Annotated in this window: 16 protein-coding genes, 1 tRNA gene and 1 riboswitch; of the genes, 9 read left to right on the top strand and 8 right to left on the bottom strand. The window is 62.3% G+C overall.

What is annotated here, in order from left to right:
• Positions 1 to 29: 29 nt before the first annotated feature.
• Positions 30 to 106 (top strand) — tRNA-Val (locus IEY43_RS13475).
• Positions 107 to 157: 51 nt separating this feature from the next.
• Here IEY43_RS13475 and IEY43_RS13470 read toward each other — a convergent pair.
• Complete coding sequence (locus IEY43_RS13470) at positions 158 to 1216, bottom strand: LLM class flavin-dependent oxidoreductase (RefSeq protein WP_188949089.1); 1059 nt, start codon at positions 1214 to 1216, stop codon at positions 158 to 160.
• 207 nt (positions 1217 to 1423) lie between these two features.
• On the opposite strand from IEY43_RS13470, the gene IEY43_RS13465 reads away from it, so the two are divergent.
• The gene (locus IEY43_RS13465; RefSeq protein ID WP_229777405.1) at positions 1424 to 3094 is read left to right on the top strand and encodes a threonine/serine exporter family protein; all 1671 of its coding nucleotides are present in this window, start codon (positions 1424 to 1426) and stop codon (positions 3092 to 3094) included.
• A gap of 6 nt (positions 3095 to 3100) precedes the next feature.
• Here IEY43_RS13465 and IEY43_RS13460 read toward each other — a convergent pair whose 3' ends face one another.
• On the bottom strand, positions 3101 to 3874 hold the full coding sequence (locus tag IEY43_RS13460; RefSeq protein ID WP_229777404.1) for a uracil-DNA glycosylase: 774 nt from the start codon (positions 3872 to 3874) through the stop codon (positions 3101 to 3103).
• Between the two features lie 157 nt (positions 3875 to 4031).
• Between IEY43_RS13460 and IEY43_RS13455 the strand changes: the two genes are divergently transcribed.
• The 3 genes from IEY43_RS13455 to groL all read left to right on the top strand — a co-directional run bounded on the left by IEY43_RS13455 (position 4032) and on the right by groL (position 6913).
• A complete protein-coding gene (locus IEY43_RS13455; protein ID WP_188949088.1) occupies positions 4032 to 4322 on the top strand; it encodes a DUF3263 domain-containing protein in 291 nt (96 codons plus the stop codon).
• A gap of 47 nt (positions 4323 to 4369) precedes the next feature.
• Positions 4370 to 4981: a LytR C-terminal domain-containing protein gene (locus IEY43_RS13450; protein ID WP_188949087.1), complete on the top strand. Its 612-nt coding sequence runs from the start codon at positions 4370 to 4372 to the stop codon at positions 4979 to 4981.
• Between the two features lie 297 nt (positions 4982 to 5278).
• Positions 5279 to 6913, top strand: a complete 1635-nt coding sequence (gene groL, locus IEY43_RS13445) for a chaperonin GroEL (RefSeq protein ID WP_188949086.1) — start codon at positions 5279 to 5281, stop codon at positions 6911 to 6913.
• Positions 6914 to 7009: 96 nt separating this feature from the next.
• On the opposite strand, the gene IEY43_RS13440 is transcribed toward groL, so the two are convergent.
• Positions 7010 to 7906: a DUF4031 domain-containing protein gene (locus IEY43_RS13440; protein ID WP_188949085.1), complete on the bottom strand. Its 897-nt coding sequence runs from the start codon at positions 7904 to 7906 to the stop codon at positions 7010 to 7012.
• Positions 7907 to 7992: 86 nt separating this feature from the next.
• Between IEY43_RS13440 and IEY43_RS13435 the strand changes: the two genes are divergently transcribed.
• Positions 7993 to 9423: an LPXTG cell wall anchor domain-containing protein gene (locus tag IEY43_RS13435; protein WP_188949084.1), complete on the top strand. Its 1431-nt coding sequence runs from the start codon at positions 7993 to 7995 to the stop codon at positions 9421 to 9423.
• 106 nt (positions 9424 to 9529) lie between these two features.
• Here the strand turns inward: IEY43_RS13435 and IEY43_RS13430 are convergent, their stop codons facing one another.
• The 4 genes from IEY43_RS13430 to IEY43_RS13415 all read right to left on the bottom strand — a co-directional run bounded on the left by IEY43_RS13430 (position 9530) and on the right by IEY43_RS13415 (position 12495).
• The gene (locus tag IEY43_RS13430; RefSeq protein ID WP_188949083.1) at positions 9530 to 9820 is read right to left on the bottom strand and encodes a WXG100 family type VII secretion target; all 291 of its coding nucleotides are present in this window, start codon (positions 9818 to 9820) and stop codon (positions 9530 to 9532) included.
• Between the two features lie 96 nt (positions 9821 to 9916).
• A complete protein-coding gene (locus IEY43_RS13425) occupies positions 9917 to 11470 on the bottom strand; it encodes a sensor histidine kinase (protein WP_188949082.1) in 1554 nt (517 codons plus the stop codon).
• Between the two features lie 40 nt (positions 11471 to 11510).
• Positions 11511 to 12218, bottom strand: a complete 708-nt coding sequence (locus tag IEY43_RS13420) for a response regulator transcription factor (RefSeq protein WP_047118282.1) — start codon at positions 12216 to 12218, stop codon at positions 11511 to 11513.
• A gap of 58 nt (positions 12219 to 12276) precedes the next feature.
• Positions 12277 to 12495, bottom strand: coding sequence for a hypothetical protein (locus IEY43_RS13415; RefSeq protein ID WP_188949081.1), 219 nt, complete (start codon positions 12493 to 12495; stop codon positions 12277 to 12279).
• A 251-nt stretch (positions 12496 to 12746) separates the two neighbouring features.
• On the opposite strand from IEY43_RS13415, the gene IEY43_RS13410 reads away from it, so the two are divergent.
• Positions 12747 to 13130 carry a cold-shock protein gene (locus IEY43_RS13410; protein WP_047118284.1) on the top strand — a complete coding sequence of 128 codons (384 nt, stop codon included), beginning with the start codon at positions 12747 to 12749 and terminating at the stop codon, positions 13128 to 13130.
• A 3-nt stretch (positions 13131 to 13133) separates the two neighbouring features.
• A complete protein-coding gene (locus tag IEY43_RS13405; RefSeq protein WP_188949080.1) occupies positions 13134 to 13757 on the top strand; it encodes a DUF3027 domain-containing protein in 624 nt (207 codons plus the stop codon).
• 80 nt (positions 13758 to 13837) lie between these two features.
• On the opposite strand, the gene serC is transcribed toward IEY43_RS13405, so the two are convergent.
• Positions 13838 to 14959 (bottom strand): phosphoserine transaminase, encoded by a 1122-nt coding sequence (gene serC / locus IEY43_RS13400; RefSeq protein ID WP_188949079.1) that lies wholly within the window; start codon positions 14957 to 14959, stop codon positions 13838 to 13840.
• Between the two features lie 255 nt (positions 14960 to 15214).
• On the opposite strand from serC, the gene IEY43_RS13395 reads away from it, so the two are divergent.
• Positions 15215 to 15913, top strand: coding sequence for an iron-dependent transcriptional repressor DtxR (locus IEY43_RS13395; protein WP_188949078.1), 699 nt, complete (start codon positions 15215 to 15217; stop codon positions 15911 to 15913).
• A gap of 83 nt (positions 15914 to 15996) precedes the next feature.
• A riboswitch (cyclic di-AMP (ydaO/yuaA leader) is annotated at positions 15997 to 16167 on the top strand.
• The last annotated feature ends 1 nt before the right edge of the window (position 16168 follow it).

The following is a 16168-nucleotide window of genomic DNA, read 5'->3' as shown; positions in this document are numbered from 1 at the left end:
GTGCTGAACCGGAAACGGACAGCGCAGATGGATCTTTAGCTCAGTTGGTTAGAGCGTTCGCCTCACACGCGAAAGGTCGCTGGTTCGAGTCCAGTAAGATCCACCAGCAAAAAGCCACCGCAGAAATGCGGTGGCTTTTTTCGTATCCGGGTGCCTGCTAGTTTTCCTGCCTTGCGCTGAGCAGCTCATGGATCCTCGGCTTGACCTCGGTTCCCAGCATCTCAATGCTCTTCATGAGGTGTTCATGGGGCAGTGATCCGGCGGAGTACTTGATGTCGATGCGGGACAGTCCGAGGGTGGTGACCGCCTTGGCCATCTTGCGCGCCACCGTCTCCGGGCTGCCGGCCATCATGGCGCCCTGCGGACCCATCGCCGCCTGCAGCTGGATTCGGCTGGCGGGACCCCAGCCGCGCTCGGCTCCCAGCCGGTTCATGCTGCGCTGGTAGTGCGGCCAGAGCAGTTCCAGGGCTTCTTCATCGGTGTCGGCCACGAGCCCGTGGAAGTGGGCTCCGACCGGCTGCTCGGGTTCGCTGAACTCCTTCAGGGCCCGGTGGTACAGGTCCACCAGCGGCTCGAAGGCTGCGGGCTGGCCGCCGATGATGGCCAGGAACAGCGGCAGGCCGTGGCGTGCGGCGCGGATAACGGACTGCGGACTGCCTCCCACGCCGACCCAGGTGGTCAGCGGCTTGCCTTCGAGCAACGGGTAGACCTGCTGGCCGCGCAATGCGGCGCGGTGGCGCCCGGACCACGACACCGGATCCCCGTGGCGCAACTTGGCCATCAGGGCCAGTTTCTCTTCGAAGAGTTCCTCGTAGTCTTCGAGGTCGAGCCCGAACAACGGAAAGGACTCGATGAATGAGCCGCGCCCTGCAATGATTTCCGCGCGGCCGCTGGACAGCGCGTCCAGGGTGGCGAAGCGTTCGTAGACGCGGACCGGATCGTCGCTGGAGAGCACGGTGACCGCGGTGCCGAGCTTGATATTCTGCGTTGTCGCCGCCAGTGCCGCGAGCACCGTCTCGGGGGAGGAGACCGAGAAGTCGTCGCGGTGGTGCTCCCCGATTCCGAAGAAGTCCAATCCGACCTCTTCGGCCTTCTGCCCCTCGGCCAGCACATTGCGGATCACCTGCGCGTGGGTCAGCGGGATGCCGTTGGCGTCCTCGGTGATATCCCCGAAGGTCTCGGCCCCGACCTGCGGAAGGTGCACGGTGGTGTTCATGGGTTCGGCCTCTCGATTTGTTGCATGCATTTGCATCTACTTTTCCACTGTGCGTAACCTGTCTGGCTGCAGAAGTATTCCCTTGGCTGCGGCGCGCCCGAATGTGTTCGGCGATACGCCGTGATTTGGCGGATTCCCCAGCAACTTCCAGAACTCGGGTTGTATCGTGATTTACATGCAACATCGAACGTTTCGGGAGGGTGATCCGTGGCGCAGCTGAACAACGACCAGTGGTCCGGAATTCCACGGGGTGCAGGGGACGATCCAGATCCTGTTGTCGGCGCATTGCCGAAGATCAGCACCAGCGAAATCAAGATGGGGCAGCTTGCCGAACCCGGGCATCATGAGGAGCCGACGGCCTCGGAACTACCGCTGAACACCGCGGTCAGCGCCAGCGTCGCCGCGGCCCCTGCCTCGGATCCCGAATCGCGCACCGGCCGGGTGCACACCACGGATGAAGGCATCACCCTGGTGCCGACGCGGGCGAACCCGGTGGCCCGCAGCCTGCTGGCCAAGATGTGGATCTCCACTGCCCCTCCGACCCAGGCGCTGAACATCGTTGACCGCCTGCAGGGCACCCCCTACGCAAACCCCAAGGTCAACAAGGACCAGGACGCTTCGGCTCGCCGCACGCTGGAATTCGCGCTGGACCTGGGCGAGACGCTGATCCGCTACGGGGCCGGTGCGTTGGAAGTGGAGACCAGCATCATCGCGGTCACTGCGGCGCTGGGGCTGAGCTATCTGGACGTGGATATCACCAACCAGTCGCTGCACTTGAACTACAGCCCGCCGGACGCCGAGAGCTATTCGATCCTGCGTGTGGTGCGTTCCTCCACGGCGAACTACGCCGGACTGGTCCTGGTGCACCAGCTGGTTTCCGACATCATCGCAGGCGGTGTCTCGCGCAGCGAGTCCGCCAAGCGGCTCAAGTTGATCCTGAACAGGCCCAAGCCCTTCCCGCGATGGATCGTGGCCAGCGGCAACGCGGTATTCGCCGCGGCCTTCGTGCTGTTCATCGGCGGCTCGTGGCTCGGTGCGCTGGTGGCCATGGGTTCATCCTCGATCGTCTCGCAGATCGGGCGCTACGGTGCCCGGTGGCGCGTGCCGGCCTTCTTCACCATCGCCGCCTCCACGTTCGTGGTCACCGGCATCGCCCTGGTGAGCTATGAGCTGCATGCGCCCATCGATCCGGCGCTGGTGGTTTCCGGCGGAATCCTGCTGCTGCTGCCCTCTGGACGGTTCGTCTCCGCCCTGCAGGACGCGATCAACGGATTCCCTGTGACCTCCGTGGGCCGCTTGTTCTCCGCGGGGCTGACCTATACGGCCATCGTCTCCGGCATTTCCACGGCGCTGGTGATTTCCTCGGTGCTGGGCTGGGAGAGCGTGGACGTGCACCAGATCGTCAAGACCGAATACCCGGCGTGGCTGCTGGTGGTCCTGGTGGCGGTGGCGATCATCGCCGGCGCCGTCACGGAGCAGAGTTCGGTGAAGCTGCTGCTGCCCACCGCCGGCATCGCCGTCGGCGGCTACCTGGTCCAGCTGTTGTGCGAGTACATCGGGCTGGGCGCGCGGGCTACCCCGGCGGTGGTGGCCACGGTCATCGGCTTCGCGGCGCGCTTCGCGGCGGACAAGCTGCATTCCCCGCAGCTGGTCATCGCGGCCCCGGCGGTCATGTTCCTGCTGCCCGGCCTGATGATCTTCCGGGCCATGTACGCCATCGTGTTCGACGCCAGCGACATGTCCAGCGGCCTGGTGGAGATGTTCAACGCCTTCGCGATCATGCTCTCCATCGCCGGCGGCGTGGTCTTCGGCGACACCCTGTGCCGCCCGCTGACCTCCAGCGCGCGACGCGAGCGGCGGCGGATCCGCCGTCGCTAGGCGCGGCTACAACGCAGGAAGAGACCAGTCGATCGGCGGTTGTCCGGAGTCGGACAGTCGCCGATTGATTTCCGAGAAGGGCCGGGAACCGAAGAACCCGCGGGAGGCGGACAACGGCGACGGATGGGCGCTGGCCAGCTGCGGCATCCGGTCCATCAGCCCGGCCAGCTTCTGCGCGTGCCTGCCCCAGAGCAGGGCGACGGGCGGGTTCTCACGCTGGTTCAATGCTGCGATGACCGCTTCGACCACGGCGGACCAGCCCAGCCGCTGGTGCGCCCCGGCATTTCCCGCCTGGACCGACAGCGACTGGTTCAACAGCAGGACTCCCCGTTCATGCCAGGCGCTGAGGTCAGGATGCGCCGCCGGGGCAATGCCCAGGTCGTCGTTCAGCTCCTTGTAGATATTGGCCAGTGAGCGGGGCAGCGGGCGCACCGAAGCCTGGGCGGCGAAGGCCAGGCCGTTGGCGTGGCCCGGCGTCGGATACGGATCCTGGCCGATGAGCACGACGCGCACCTGCGACAGCGGAATGCGAAGTGCGCGCAACATCACGTGCGGCTCCGGGAGGATCTGCTCTCCGGCGGCGCTGTGCCCGGCCAGTTCAACGGCGATCGCCCGGAGCCTGTCATCAAGCGGCTGCAGTACCGGGACCCAGTCCTGTGCGATGAATCCGCGCTCCGCCATGGACTGGGCGCCGTGGTGGAAGGGGAAATCCCCGGGCTCGTAGCGGGGGATCGGCGCCGGTTCCGGGTCGCCGAAGAGGGATGGCTGCAGGTTGTCCATGGCATCCATTCTGCCGGTATTCTGGCGTGGCTGTTCTGGCAGGCGCGGCGCAGCACAGGCGAGTTGGTTAGAATATCGGTGGTATGTCCGCCAATGGTGGAGCAAAACGCAGGGCCGAGACCGGACTTTGCCGGGTGAAGGAAAGAGGTGTGGACGCATGGCCGAGGGGGAAGTACTGGTGGATTTCGTAATGAATCCCGACTCCGAGCTCGACGAGCGTTCCCAGCAGATCCTGAACATGGAAAAGTTGTGGTGGAAGTATGCCGGCGCCAAGGAACAGGCGATTACCAAACAGTTCTCCATGTCGCCGACGAATTATTATCAGCTGCTGAACCAGCTGATTGAGACGGACGCGGCGTTGGCTTACGACCCAATGCTGGTCAAACGCCTGCGTAGACTTCGTTCTACCAGACGTCGTGTGAGCGGTACCGCCGGCTCCGGACGCTAGTTTCCGGGAACCGGCCGCGACCAGTCAGACCTCGAGCAAGGACAAGAATGACCAACTACCCACGTGACGAATTCGATCGCGTTCCGGAGTTCAACACCCGTGTGGGATCGCACCACGCCAACGGGTGGGCGCAGTCTGCCGCCTCCACGAGGACCGGTGGGAAACTTCGTTGGGTAGTCATTGCAGCCGTTCTTGTTGTCCTGGTGGGCGCGTTCGCCTACTTCTTCGGTCCCGGAGGGCTGAAGCCGATCGTCGGATCCGTCCCCAACACCACCGCGACCGGCACCGCCAGCCCGAGCGAGGACGCCGCCGCCAGCCCGAGCGAAACCGAGAGCGCCACCCCGTCAGCATCCAGCACCATCGACGACGACGACGTGCTGTTCGGCCAGCTGATCGGCGTCTACAACGGCGCCAGCATCGCAGGCATCGCTTCGGCCGGCCAGGAAGCCCTGACCGACGCCGGATTCACGAACATCACCGCAAGCAACTGGACCCGCCCGGCCGAGACCTCCACCGTGTACTACACCTCGGAGGCCTACCGCACCACGGCCGAAAAAGCCGCTGAAGCGCTGAATATCGACGAGGTTCTGCAGACCCAGAACATTCCCAACCGGGTGACCGTGGTGATGGGCGCGGACGACACCCTCGAAGTACGATAACTGCGCAATATCCAATTGCTTCGCTGTGAGCCGATCGGCTTGCACTCGCAGGGCGAGAGTGCCAATATTTGTATTAGCACTCATGCGTTGCGACTGCTAACGCCGATCGGCTTTTCGCGTTTCATCCGCGGCCGGTCCGGCGCCATGCACCGCTTCGCACGGAGCGTGAAGAATACCTCAGATAGCGAGAGCTGACGCGGCTGCCGGCCCGATGCCCAGTCGTTGCACTCGTCCGTCGCGGGCGCTGTCTGTCGGTTGCATTTTCGCAAAATCGTCCCGAAAGGACCGAAAGCCACTATGGCCAAGATGATTGCATTTGACGAGGAAGCACGCCGCGGACTTGAGCGCGGCCTGAACACCCTTGCAGACGCCGTAAAGGTGACCCTGGGCCCACGCGGCCGCAACGTAGTTCTGGAAAAGAAGTGGGGTGCCCCGACGATCACCAACGATGGCGTGTCCATCGCCAAGGAGATCGAGCTCGAGGATCCATACGAGAAGATCGGCGCAGAGCTGGTCAAGGAAGTTGCCAAGAAGACTGACGACGTCGCAGGCGACGGCACCACCACCGCAACCGTTCTCGCCCAGGCCCTGGTGAAGGAAGGCCTGCGCAACGTTGCCGCCGGCGCCGACCCGATCGCATTGCGCCGCGGCATCGACAAGGCCGTAGAGGCCGTCACCGCCGAGCTGTTCGCCGCCGCCAAGAAGATCGAGTCCAAGGAGCAGATCGCTGCCACCGCTTCGATCTCCGCGGGCGACACCGAGATCGGCGGCCTGATCGCCGAGGCTCTCGACAAGGTCGGCGAGCAGGGCGTCATCACCGTCGAGGAGTCCAACACCTTCGGCCTTGAGCTGGAGCTGGCCGAGGGCATGCGCTTCGACAAGGGTTACATCTCCGCGTACTTCGTCACCGACGCAGAGCGCCAGGAGACCGTGCTGGAGGACCCGTACATCCTCATCGTGAACTCCAAGATCTCCTCGGTCAAGGACATGGTCACCCTGTTGGAGAAGGTCATGCAGTCGAACAAGTCGCTGCTGATCATCGCCGAAGACGTCGAGGGCGAAGCCCTGGCCACCCTGATCCTGAACAAGATCCGCGGCCTGTTCAAGTCCGTTGCCGTCAAGGCTCCGGGCTTCGGCGACCGCCGCAAGGCCATGCTGACCGACATCGCCATCCTGACCGGCGGCCAGGTTGTTTCCGAGGAAATCGGCCTGTCCCTGGACAACGTTGGCCTGGAGGTTCTGGGTACCGCCCGCAAGGTCGTTATCACCAAGGATGAGACCACCATCGTTGAAGGCGGCGGCGAAGCCGACGCCATCGAAGGCCGCAAGGCCCAGATCGCAGCCGAGATCAAGAACACCGACTCGGACTACGACCGCGAGAAGCTGCAGGAGCGCCACGCAAAGCTCTCCGGCGGCGTCGCCGTGCTGAAGGCCGGCGCAGCCACCGAGGTGGAGCTCAAGGAGCGCAAGCACCGCATCGAAGATGCCGTGCGCAACGCCAAGGCCGCAGTTGAAGAGGGCATCGTCGCCGGCGGCGGCGTGGCCCTGATCCAGGCTGGCGCAGCTGCCTTCGCGAAGCTGTCGCTGGAAGGCGACGAGGCTACCGGTGCGAACATCGTTCGCGTCGGCATCGAAGCCCCGCTGAAGCAGATCGCGCTGAACGCCGGCATGGAGCCAGGCGTTGTCGCCGACAAGGTCAAGGGCCTGCCTGCCGGCCACGGTCTGAACGCCGCCACCGGCCAGTACGTCGACCTGCTGGAAGCAGGCGTGAACGACCCGGTGAAGGTGACCCGTTCGGCTCTGCAGAACGCTGCCTCGATCGCAGGCCTGTTCCTGACCACCGAAGCCGTTGTCGCCGACAAGCCAGCTCCTGCCGGCGCCGCACCAGCCGGTGACGACATGGGTGGCATGGGCGGAATGGGCGGCTTCTAAGCTTCCCGCCCGGCTCGGCAGTACGCCGAGACCATCTGGTGCCTATGGCCCGTTTCCTTTGCCGGAAACGGGCCACAGGCCTTTAACCGCTGAAATCTATTCGCCGAGCCAGAGGCGCAGAACGGAGATTTCAGCGCCGACATTGTCGCGGGCCGCGGTTTCCCAGCGGTCGATGCCGCGCGCGGTGCTGTAGATGTTGTCCTTTTCCAGCAGCGAACCCAGCACCTTGATCCGTCCGGCGGCCAGGGCAGGCCGCGGGAAATGCGCGTATTCCTGGTAGATCGCCTGCGCGTAGCGCTGGTAGGCCGGGTGCGGGCGGGCCAGCACCTCTAGATCCGCGTCGCACAGGATCCGGCCCAGACGATCGTGGTCGCCGGGGGAATGCCCCGCAGTGAGCAGCACCAGCTCGCTGACCTTGGACACTGCACCGGGGCTCAGCAGCCCGTAGAGGCGCTCTCGGGCAAGGATCGCCGACTTCGCTTCGTCATCCGATGCACCCTCGTACACCGCGTCATGGAACCAAGCGGCAAGCTGCAGCAGCATCCGTTCCTCGCCGTCGGTCTGGTCCTTGGCCAGCCAGTCCAACGCCTCCAGCACGGACAGCAGGTGAACCCGGTCGTGGTATCTGCGGTGCGACTGGGACCAGCGCTCCAGCAGCTCCCGCCCCAGTTGGGGCTCGGTGGGCAGAGTACGGGCCCATCGCCGAGCCAGTACCGGCCCCAGCTTCTCCGGGCGGTACTTGGCAGGGATGCGCAGCCCGGAGGCGATCAGCGCCCGCACCAGGCTGCCGGCTGAAACCTCGCGCGCGCCGCCTTGCACCAGCTCGGAATAGCGTGCTTGCGGAACGTCGTAGTGGTCCTTGTCGAATGCGCGCTCGGGCAGCTGATGCGCACGGGCGAAGGCGTGCAGTTCATCCAGCGTCGCATCGGAAACCAGATGCGAAAAGAGCGTTCCATGGGCAGGCCATGACGGTGGGTCGATCAGGATGCTCATGCGTTCTAGCCTACGTGCTCGAATCCGTTGCGAATCACCGCGGGGAGTCCGGAATGCCGTTATTCAAACTCTTGTTGTAAGACACGATGAATTACTTGGCGGCGGTCACTTCTTCGGATAGGTTGTACCTTAATCATTCAGCACTTTCACAGGCCAGAAATCTATCGTCACTGAAGCGGAACGCCCCGGCATCCCGCGGTCTGCCTGTGACTTCTTTGGGGAATCGAGACACTATGTCGCCTAAGGTCAATACCACCCTGCTTTCGGCAGCGGTCATTTCGGGACTTCTCGTCTCCGCCGCACCGGCACAGGCCACCGAAACCACGGACGCTTCGATCCAGAGCATCACCGTTGAGCAGCCGGAAACCCAGACTGCGCCGGCAGTGCCGGCGACCCCTGTGGTCCCAGTAGCGCAGCCTGCTGTCGAGACTGTCGTTGAGACTGTGCCGCCAGTTGTTGAAGCGCCGGCTGGCATCGTCGAAGATGTTGCCGCGGAAGCACCAGCAGAGCAGGCCGTGGTTCAGGAGCCGCAGGCTCCAGCCGAGGACAGCGCCGAGGAAATTGCTCCGGCTGCACCGCTGGAGGAGACTGCTACGACCGAACCAGTTGAGGAATCGACCGTTGTGCAGGATCCGGCAACGGGCACCGAGACCGATGCAACCCAGCCAGAGGACGAGACCTCCGCTGCAACTGAGGAAACGGCCGAGATTGGTGACAGCGAGGGCACCGAACGTGACAACGCTCCCTTGGCTTCCTTCCTCGAATCCGCGGCTGTCCAGCAGCTGTCGGACGAGTTCGGAGATCTGGATTCAGATATGTCCGATGAGGAACAGGCTTTCTGGGAAAAGGTTGATGCGTTGCTGCCTGAGGGTAGCGAAGACTGGGATGATGCCCAGTGGGATGCTTACTATGAAACTGAAGATGGACAGCTCCTGCTGCAGCTGATCGAGGAAGAATTCGGTGCAGAAGATCCGGAGATGTCCGATGAGGACCTGCAGTTCCTCGAAGAGATGATGAATCGTCTTCCTGCAGAGGCTGAAGACTGGACCGACGCCCAGTGGGGAGAATTCTTCGCCACTGAAGACGGCCAAGAGTACTTGGTGTTCGTGCTCACCTACCTTCTGGACGGCGTGACCAGCGAAGCGGAGCTTGAAGAGCTCTTGGAATCAATCTGGGCCGAGTTCCCCGGCGATGAGCAGTGGCTCGAAGATTTCCTGGCTTTTTACTTCGGTGAAGAAGGCACCGAGCCCGAGGGCGAGAAGCCGGAAGTGAAGCCCGAAGCAAAACCGGAGGCCAAGCCGTCCGAGAAGCCTGTAGAAATCAAGCCGGCCGGTACCGTTGACAAGAAGCCGGAGAACACCGGCTCCGAAGCTGCCAAGGGCGATGCGAAGCCGCAGGCTTCTGAGAATGAATTGGCTGAAACCGGTTTCAGCGGTGCTCTGCTGGCGGCTGCCGGCGCAGGCCTGTTGCTGATGCTGGCCGGAGCCGCCATGGTTCTCCGCCGCCGCAAGGCCTGATTCTGGTAGCCAACGCTTAGACACCGGCCGCTGGACGTCTTCCCAGAAGATGTTCCAGCGGCCGGTGTCTTTTTGCATTAACGCTGATTTCGCTGGGACGTGCCGCTCAGTAGCGGAACAGCGAGGTGTTGACCTGTTCGACTTCCTCATACTGCGCCGAGGCATGATGCAACGCTGTGGCGATGTTGCCCAAGGCTTCTTCGATGCGCAGGTGGGTGCTTCGCCATTCGGCCACAATAGACTGGAATGACGTGGCGGCCGCCCCCTGCCAGGTGCCCTGCAGTTGGTCCAAATTCATCTGCATCGTGGCGACTTCCGACCGGAGGCGGTCGATGGTGCCCATGACCGCTTGGGACTTGGCCTGCATTTCGCCGGTGTTGGTGGAGAACGTACTCATGATTCCTGCTCGCCTTTCATCGGATCTCGATGACCTAACGATAGGAACCACGCCGCAGCAGCAGAACCAGCCGACGCCCGGTTGTGGACAACCGGGCTACGCCTTGCCGTGGTCCGGTTCGAACTCGAAGTCGTCATCGTCACGCGGCTCCGGCATCGGAACGTAGGGCAACGAGATGGCCATGGTTGCGCCGCCGCCTTCGGTTTCACTCAGGGACACGGAGCCACCGTGCTGTTGGACAATGGCCGCGACAATCGCCAGCCCGAGGCCGGAGCCGCCGGTTTCCCGCTGGCGCGAGGCATCAGAACGGTAGAAGCGCTCGAAGATCCGTTTTGCATCGTCTTCAGGAATGCCATGGCCATGGTCGCGGACCTCAAGCACTGCGTCGAGGGCTCCGGCCACCAGCGACCTCACCCCCACTGCGATCTCTATCGGGGTGCCTTCGGGGGTGTATCGCAGCGCATTGGTCAGCAGGTTGGCAATGACCTGCCGGATACGGGCGTCGTCCCCGACGGTGCTTGCCGGGCTGGGCTGGTTGCTGGAGAGTCCCACCAAGGTGACTTTGCGGTCCGGGGCGCGGACCCGGGTATCCTCCACGATGTCCTGTCCAAGGACCAGCAGGTCGACGGGCTGCTTCTCCATCGGCCGTTGCTCATCGAGACGGGCCAGCATCAGCAGGTCCTCGACGAGCTGCGCCATGCGTTTGGATTCGCTTTCGATGCGACCCATGGCCGAATCGAGGGCTTCGGGGTTCGCCAGCCCGCCGTGGCGGTAGAACTCCGAGTAGCCCTGAATGGTGACCAGCGGAGTGCGCAGCTCATGGGAAGCATCCTGGATGAAACGGCGCATTTTCTGCTCGGAAGCCTCGCGGTCCTTGAATGCCTTCTCGATCTGCGCAAGCATCGAGTTCAGCGAGCGTGAGAGCCTGCCGACTTCCGTCTCCGCAGGATAGTCGGTCACACGCTGGGTGAGGTCACCGGCGGCGATCATGGACGCGGTGCGCTCCACTTTCGTCAGCGGCTTCAGCGACCGTGTGGTGAGCGCATAGGCGATCATGGACATGACCAAGGCCGCGAGCAAGCCGGTGGACAGCACCAGTACCGCAGCCTGCTGGGCAGTGTTATTCACGGTGCTCAGCGGGATTGCCAGAAACAGGTTCAGGCTGCTGCTCTTGAGCGGAATGACCATGGTGCGCCACCCGGCGGAGTTCGACTGGATTCCGGGGATGGTTACTGGCTTGTTCGGGGTCTCCAGCAGCTTGTCGATGTTGGCTATATTCAGCAACGGAGAATCCAAGGCGGTGCTCGGCGACACTCGGGAGCGTGGCATGATGTAGACGATTTTCCCGTCTTCATCGCGGATATCGGCGTAGGAACTGTTCAGCCCCAGCAGCGTCGGGTCGAAGTCCTTGAAGCCGTCTGGATTCCCCGGATTATCCACCGAATACAGGTAGGCCTTGTTCAGCCCGAGTCCCATGGTCGGTCCGGCGGCGACGAGCTGGTCATCGATCTGATTGGTCATCGAGATCCGCAGCGTATGGGCAGAGCCCACAGCCGTGGCTACGATGGCCAGGATCATCAGCCCGAACATCACTGTCACCAGCTTGGTGCGCAGCGTGGTGCGCCGCCAGAGGGAACGAATCGACTTCATATGATGACTTTACAAGTCCCTTGTTCGTGGGCGGGCGCCGTTATCGGCGATCCGGGGTGCGCATCAGGTAGCCGACGCCGCGCTTGGTCTGGATCAGGGCAGGCCACTCAGGGCGGTCGACTTTGCGGCGCAAGTAAGAGATGTAGGACTCGACGATCGATGCGTCGCCGTTGAAGTCGTATTCCCACACGTGGTCCAGGATCTGCGACTTGGAAAGCACGCGGTTCGGATTCATCATCAGATAGCGCAGGAGCTTGAATTCGGTCGGTGAGAGGTCGATGATCTCGCCGGCTCGACGGACTTCGTGGGCATCGTCGTCCAGTTCAAGGTCGGCCACGACGATGGTGGCATTCTCTTCCTCGCCCGACGAAGTGCGGCGCAGGACTGCGCGGATGCGCGCTACGACCTCGTCCAGGCTGAAAGGCTTGGTGACGTAGTCGTCGCCGCCTACGGTCAGGCCTGTGACCTTGTCCGAGGTGTCGTCGCGTGCGGTGAGGAACAGAACCGGGAAATGGCGGCCGGCAGCGCGCAGCTTGCGGGTGATGGTGAATCCATCCATGTCCGGCAACATCACGTCGAGCACTGCCAGATCCGGCTCTTCGGCTTCAACCGCTGCCAGGGCATCGCGGCCGTTGGCTGCGGAAACAACTTCGAATCCTGCGAAGCGCAGGGAAGTGGACAGCAACTCGCGGATATTCGGTTCGTCATCGACAACGAGAAGTTTTGCCTCTGGGGTTTTTGCACTCATGAACCCCAGTCTGCCTAAGAAGTCTGGGAGCTGCCTGTATGAAAGCTGGGGCGGAAAACTAGTTGCTGCGCCGCCGAATGATATTGCCGATGACCACCGCAATGCCCAGCAGGAAGGCTACCGGAAGGCCCCAGACTCCCAGAACCATCAGGAATGGAGGGATGCTGATTTCTTGGAAATAGAGCACTAGCGTCGCGGCCAACGCCAAGGTGGAAACAGCGGCAACGCCAATGGCTAGACGAGAAACTACGGACAGGGCGACGGATAAGGTGCTCACTCTTTCTACTTTACCGTTGCCGTCCAGAAGGAGGAGCCCGCGAGTCGAACAGTGCCCAAGATGATTTTGTGTCGGGATGAATGACATAATCAAAGTTAAACGACTTGATTCGACTCCGTACGTTGAGCACCCGGGAAAAGAATTTTCATCGCCCGGCGAAAGCTCCGCGGAAGCGAACACATGAAAACGCATGGCGCTGAGCAGGCCTCGGCCGTGTAGCTACGCACGAGAAACGAACGAGGTATTACAACATGCCTACCGGCAAGGTTAAGTGGTACGAGAAGTCCAAGGGCTTCGGCTTCATTACCGCAGAAGACGGCAAAGAGATCTACGTCAACGCAGCGGCTCTGCCGGACGGCATGCATGAGCTGCGCCCGGGAACCCGGCTTGAATTCGGTGTCGCGGAAGGCCGTCGAGGCCCGCAGGCCCTGAGCCTTCGGGTGCTGGAAGCCGCCCCGTCGGTGGCGCGCGCCAAGCGCAAGAAACCCGAAGCTGAGGCCGTCGTCATCGAGGACCTGATCAAATTGCTGGACAGCGTTTCGAATACCTTGCGCAATGGGCGCTATCCTGAACATGCATACGGCAAAAAGGTAGCTACCGTGCTCCGCGCAGTAGCCGACGATCTGGACGCATAAATAATGGCCCGTAAACCCAAGCTGGACACCATCCTCGCTGAAGCGGTCGATACCGCGCGGCTATCCCTGATCGAAATCGCCGGGGAATCCGAAATTGGCGAACACCTCGGCGTCACGGCCGAGGGTGAGCGACTTGTCACCCATAGATTTATCTCCCATAAAAAGGGATACCAGGGCTGGACATGGTTCGCGACGCTCGCTCGGGTGCCACGGGCCAAAGCCAAGGATCTGACTGTGTGCGAGGTCGGGATCATCGCCGGCGAGGATTCGCTGCTGGCTCCCGCATGGGTTCCGTGGGCAGATCGCTTGGCCAAGGAAGAGATTGAAGCAGCGCAGGCTGAGCAGGGAACCGCTGACGGCGAGCAGCCTTCCGAGGGGGAGCCAGCGTCCGCAGCGGGAGATGACCAGAGCTCGGGGCAGCCGCAGGAAAAACTCGAAGGCGAAGACGACTCCACTTCTGCACAGGACGACCTCGCTGCTGACGAGGAATCGGACAGCGAGGACGAGGATGCGGCGCAGGCACTAAAGTCGCCGGCACGACGCCAAGTTCGCCGCCGACGCACTGCCCAGCGCACTGCTGCTCGACGCCGCGCAGCGCAGCGCAACCGTGCACGCAAGGACGGCTAGCACTCAAGCAACCACATGAGTAGGGGCTCGGACCAAAATGGTCCGAGCCCCTACTCATGTGGTTTCGTGCTTCGCGCGGGCTACAGCTGCTCGATGACGTAATCGATGCAGTTCAGCAGAGCCTGCACATCGCTGGGATCAATCGCGACGAAGGTCGCGATGCGCAGCTGGTTGCGGCCGAGCTTGCGGTAAGGCTCCACATCGACCACGCCGTTGGCGCGCAGCGCCTTGGCGATGGCGGTGGCATCGATCTTGTCGTCGAAATCGACGGTGGAGATGACGTTGGAGCGGTGTTCTGGATTTGCTACGTACATCGAAGCGATATCGGAGGCTTCGGCCCAAGCCTGGACCTTTGCCGCGGACTCTGCGGTGCGCTTGGCGGCCCAAGCGAGTCCACCATTGGAATTGATCCACTTAATCTGGGAATCCAGCATCACCAGCGTGGTCAGCGCGGGCGTGTTGTAGGTCTGGTTCTTCAGCGAGTTGTCCAGGGCGGTCTTCAGATTCAGGAAATCCGGGATCCAGCGGTCGGTTGCGGCGATTTCCTCGATGCGCGCGATGGCCGCCGGGGAGACGAACGCGATCCACAGGCCGCCGTCGGCTGCGAAGTTCTTCTGCGGGGCGAAGTAGTAGACGTCGGTTTCAGCCAGGTCCACGGCCAGTCCGCCAGCACCGCTGGTGGCGTCGATGACCATCAGCGCATCATCGTTGGCGCCCGCTACGCGCTTGATCGGGGCTGCAGCGCCGGTGGAAGTCTCGTTGTGAGGCCAGGCGTAGACATCGACGTCGGCTTCGGCCGATGGAACTGGAACGCTGCCCGGTTCGCTGGTGATGATGGTCGAGGCAGCCAGGAACGGCGCCTTGTCGGTCGCCTTGGCGAACTTGGAGCCGAATTCACCGAACGACAGGTGCTGTGCCTTGTTGCGAACCAGCGAGAAAGCGGCCGCATCCCAGAAGGCGGTGGCGCCGCCGACGCCCAGCAATACTTCGTATCCTGCTGGTGCGTTGAACATTTCTTTCAGTCCGTTTTGGACCGATGCAACGAGGTTCTTCACCGGAGCCTGACGGTGCGAGGTGCCGAGGAGGGAATCCGCTGCCTCAACAATCGCCTGGACTTGCTCTGCGCGAACCTTGGACGGACCGGCTCCGAAGCGGCCGTCGGCTGGCAAGAGATTCTGTGGAATAGTGATGTCCGTGCTCATCGTGCTCCTCGATATAGCTATAGATTGAAGGGCTGAAGACCCAGCGCTCCGCAGTGCGGAATAAGGTGGGTGGATTCAGGCGTTTCAGTACTATCTTCGCAAAGAATGAGCGTTTCAGAGAAAAACCGGACAGAGGGTTACGACATCCTGAGCGTCCGGCTCCGTAACGATTATGTCCAGCGCACCCAGTAGAGTGTGTAGTGACGTCTCATTATTTTTATGAACTTATTGTTGTGACTTCCAGGAGCGGCTGACGTGTCTGACCTTATCGATACAACCGAGATGTACCTGCGTACCATTCTTGAACTTCAAGAAGAGGAAATCGTGGCCTTGCGCGCCCGAATCGCAGAGCGTCTGGGCCATTCCGGTCCAACTGTGTCGCAGACCGTAGCCCGGATGGAACGCGACGGCCTCGTAGTAGTGTCGACCGACCGCCATCTTGCCTTGACCCAGAAAGGCCATGAGCTGGCTACGAGTGTCATGCGGAAGCACCGCCTTGCTGAACGACTGCTGGCAGACATGATCGGGCTGGACTGGGAGTACGTCCACGAAGAAGCCTGCCGCTGGGAGCATGTCATGAGCGAGCGCGTCGAGCGCCGCCTCTACGACCTTCTGGGCAAGCCGACGGTTTCGCCGTACGGCAATCCAATCCCGGGGCTGGAAGTCCTCGGTGGGCCGAAGGTGAGTGAAATCTCATCCGAGGTTCAGAACCTTGACCAGGCTCTTTTGGAAGGCGTAGAAGGCCCGCTGGCTATCGAGCGCCTCGCAGAACCGATCCAGACCGATCCGATTCTGCTGGGGCAGCTGAACGAAGGCGGGATCCGCCCTGGGGCGATTGTCACCCTTGAACGTGCCGAAGACTACATCGTCGTGCGAGTGCAGGGTGTGGAAGGCGCTTTGGAGCTTCCCGTAGAGGTCAGCAGCCATGTATTCGTCAAGGCCGAAAGAAGATAACGAAATTGTAACTTTCCCGTTTGACGGGTAACGTTAATGCACGGTGCGTGGGGTTTATCCCGCACCGGCCCATGTATTGCGCGAACGCCTAGTATTGCCCTGCGCGCAGGTGGGAAGTCAGTTCAAAGGGCAATAGCGGGGGACCCACTTTCCGACGTTTACGTCTAGGGGTGAAGTCCTGCCAAAAGCAGGCCGGTTCATTCTCAGGAACCGAATCCGACAGCTAACTTCGTAGGCGCTACATGAGAGGAATGT

It is taken from the genome of Glutamicibacter protophormiae, assembly GCF_014647495.1.
Lineage (GTDB): Bacteria > Actinomycetota > Actinomycetes > Actinomycetales > Micrococcaceae > Glutamicibacter > Glutamicibacter protophormiae.
Note: the sequence above shows the minus strand (reverse complement) of the source record. Positions and strands in the feature narration are given on the sequence as shown.

Excerpts from the sequence above, each read along its gene's own strand:
- IEY43_RS13455 (WP_188949088.1), top strand. The coding sequence starts at position 4,032 with ATGGCCGAGGGGGAAGTACTGGTGGATTTCGTAATGAATCCCGACTCC.
- IEY43_RS13450 (WP_188949087.1), top strand. The coding sequence starts at position 4,370 with ATGACCAACTACCCACGTGACGAATTCGATCGCGTTCCGGAGTTCAAC.
- groL (WP_188949086.1), top strand. The coding sequence starts at position 5,279 with ATGGCCAAGATGATTGCATTTGACGAGGAAGCACGCCGCGGACTTGAG.
- IEY43_RS13420 (WP_047118282.1), bottom strand. The coding sequence starts at position 12,218 with ATGAGTGCAAAAACCCCAGAGGCAAAACTTCTCGTTGTCGATGACGAA.
- IEY43_RS13440 (WP_188949085.1), bottom strand. The coding sequence starts at position 7,906 with ATGAGCATCCTGATCGACCCACCGTCATGGCCTGCCCATGGAACGCTC.
- IEY43_RS13410 (WP_047118284.1), top strand. The coding sequence starts at position 12,747 with ATGCCTACCGGCAAGGTTAAGTGGTACGAGAAGTCCAAGGGCTTCGGC.
- IEY43_RS13405 (WP_188949080.1), top strand. The coding sequence starts at position 13,134 with ATGGCCCGTAAACCCAAGCTGGACACCATCCTCGCTGAAGCGGTCGAT.
- IEY43_RS13425 (WP_188949082.1), bottom strand. The coding sequence starts at position 11,470 with ATGAAGTCGATTCGTTCCCTCTGGCGGCGCACCACGCTGCGCACCAAG.
- IEY43_RS13430 (WP_188949083.1), bottom strand. The coding sequence starts at position 9,820 with ATGAGTACGTTCTCCACCAACACCGGCGAAATGCAGGCCAAGTCCCAA.
- IEY43_RS13460 (WP_229777404.1), bottom strand. The coding sequence starts at position 3,874 with ATGGACAACCTGCAGCCATCCCTCTTCGGCGACCCGGAACCGGCGCCG.
- IEY43_RS13435 (WP_188949084.1), top strand. The coding sequence starts at position 7,993 with ATGAATTACTTGGCGGCGGTCACTTCTTCGGATAGGTTGTACCTTAAT.
- serC (WP_188949079.1), bottom strand. The coding sequence starts at position 14,959 with ATGAGCACGGACATCACTATTCCACAGAATCTCTTGCCAGCCGACGGC.
- IEY43_RS13470 (WP_188949089.1), bottom strand. The coding sequence starts at position 1,216 with ATGAACACCACCGTGCACCTTCCGCAGGTCGGGGCCGAGACCTTCGGG.